Genomic DNA, 1,993 nt, shown 5'->3' on the forward strand with positions numbered 1-1,993 from the left:
GGGTCGTCGGCACGCGGGAGGCGGCGTCGCCGGGAGGGGCCAGGCGCAGGGCGGACTCGCCGATGCGCAGGAGGGCGCCCGGCGGGAAGTGGACGGCGCGGTCGGCGACGCGCGCGCCGTCGAGGGTGGTGCCGTTCGTGGAGCCGAGGTCGGTGACCGTGACACGGCCGTCGGCGGCGAGGGTGACCGCGCAGTGCACGCGCGACACGTCCGGGTCGTCCAGCGGGACGTCCGCCTCCGTGGAGCGGCCGACGCGGATCTGTCCGCCGTGCAGGAGGTGCACCCCGCCCGCGTCCGGGCCCGCGACGACGTGCAGGCGGGCCGGCGCGTCGTCGATCTCGGGATGGGCCTCCGGGGCGGCGGGGACGGTCAGGGAGAGGACGGCGCCGTCGGTCAGGGGCGGCTCGCCGAGCGTCGTCCGCGTCGCGTCCAGGCGCTGCTCGCCCGCGTACAGGGCGACCGCCCCGCTTCCGGGGGCCTCGCCGGTCACGGCCGACGCCAGCGCGGAGGCGACCGCGGACAGCGCAGTCCCCGCCGGTGCCGTCACCAGCACGTCGCGGCTCGCGCTCCGGCCCCGGCCCTCCGAGGCCGGGGCCTGCGGGTCTACGACGGTCAGCCGGATCTGCATCGCCGTCAGCGGTCCCTTCTGCCCCGGGCGCGGGCTTCCCCCGCCCCGCACGAGCACGTCGGCCAGTACTGGGGGCATCCTCGCACCTGTCACCGACAACGCGGACGCCACCGGCCCTCAAGTGATCTTGATTGGTCGGCTCTGCCCGCAAAAGTGCCTGACGGATGTTCCGCCGATGATCACTTGAGATCCGTCACGTTTCGGGACCGGCAACCATCGGACCACGGAACGCGTCTTTCCGGGGAAGCCGGAGGACTTCCCGGTCCTACCCGGTCATTCGCCGTCAGGACGTTGACAGGCCGTCGAACGCGCGAGGGAGGACGCCCGTACCCATAGCGGGACGACAGCCCCGTCCCGGGGCCGTCGCACTACAGTGGTCGGAACATATGCAGGCACATCGGCAATCACCAGGGAGCGCGTGACGTGCGGCCAGTCGGCAGCAAGTACTTGCTTGAGGAGCCGCTCGGACGCGGCGCCACGGGCACCGTCTGGCGTGCCCGCCAGCGAGAAGCCGCGGGTGCCGAGGCCGCCGTGCCCGGCCAGCCCGGTGAGACCGTCGCCATCAAGGTCCTCAAGGAGGAGCTGGCGAGCGACCCCGACGTCGTCATGCGCTTCCTGCGCGAGCGCTCGGTCCTGCTGCGCCTGACCCACCCGAACATCGTCCGGGTCCGCGACCTGGTCGTCGAGGGCGATCTGCTGGCCCTGGTCATGGACCTCGTCGAAGGCCCCGACCTGCACCGCTACCTGCGCGAGAACGGCCCCTTCAGCCCCGTCGCCACCAGCCTGCTCACCGCCCAGATCGCCGACGCGCTCGCGGCCAGCCACGCCGACGGCGTCGTCCACCGCGACCTGAAGCCGGCCAACGTCCTGCTGCGCCAGTACGACGGCCGGATGCACCCCCTGCTGACCGACTTCGGCATCGCGCGCCTCGCCGACTCCCCGGGGCTGACCCGCACCAGCGAGTTCGTCGGCACGCCCGCGTACGTCGCGCCGGAGTCCGCCGAGGGCCGCCCGCAGACCTCGGCCGTCGACATCTACGGCGCCGGCATCCTGATGTACGAGCTGGTCACCGGCCGTCCGCCGTTCGGCGGGGGCTCCGCACTCGAAGTCCTCCACCAGCACCTGAGCGCCGAACCGCGCCGCCCCTCGAACGTCCCGGAACCCCTGTGGACGGTCATCGAGCGCTGCCTGCGCAAGGACCCGGCACAGCGCCCCGGCGCGCAGAGCCTCGCGCGCGCGCTCCGGATCGTCGCCGAGGGCGTCGGCGTGCACGCGAACTCGATGCAGATCGCCGCCGCCGAGGGCGTCGGCCACCTCCTCACCCCCGACCCGGCCCCCGCGGCCGTCCCCGGCGCCGACGGCTCC

2 protein-coding genes are annotated in these 1,993 nt (G+C 74.1%); one reads left to right on the top strand and one right to left on the bottom strand.

Going from position 1 to position 1,993, the window contains the following annotated elements; translation table 11 throughout:
* Positions 1-628 (bottom strand): FHA domain-containing protein (locus tag ACVNF4_RS35400; protein WP_461806945.1); only part of this gene is annotated, 628 nt, incomplete at its 3' end.
* Positions 629-1,051: 423 nt separating this feature from the next.
* On the opposite strand from ACVNF4_RS35400, the gene ACVNF4_RS35405 reads away from it, so the two are divergent.
* Positions 1,052-1,993: serine/threonine-protein kinase (locus tag ACVNF4_RS35405; protein ID WP_461806944.1), on the top strand; the 942-nt coding region annotated here is incomplete at its 3' end.

Source organism: Streptomyces sp. S6 (assembly GCF_054880855.1).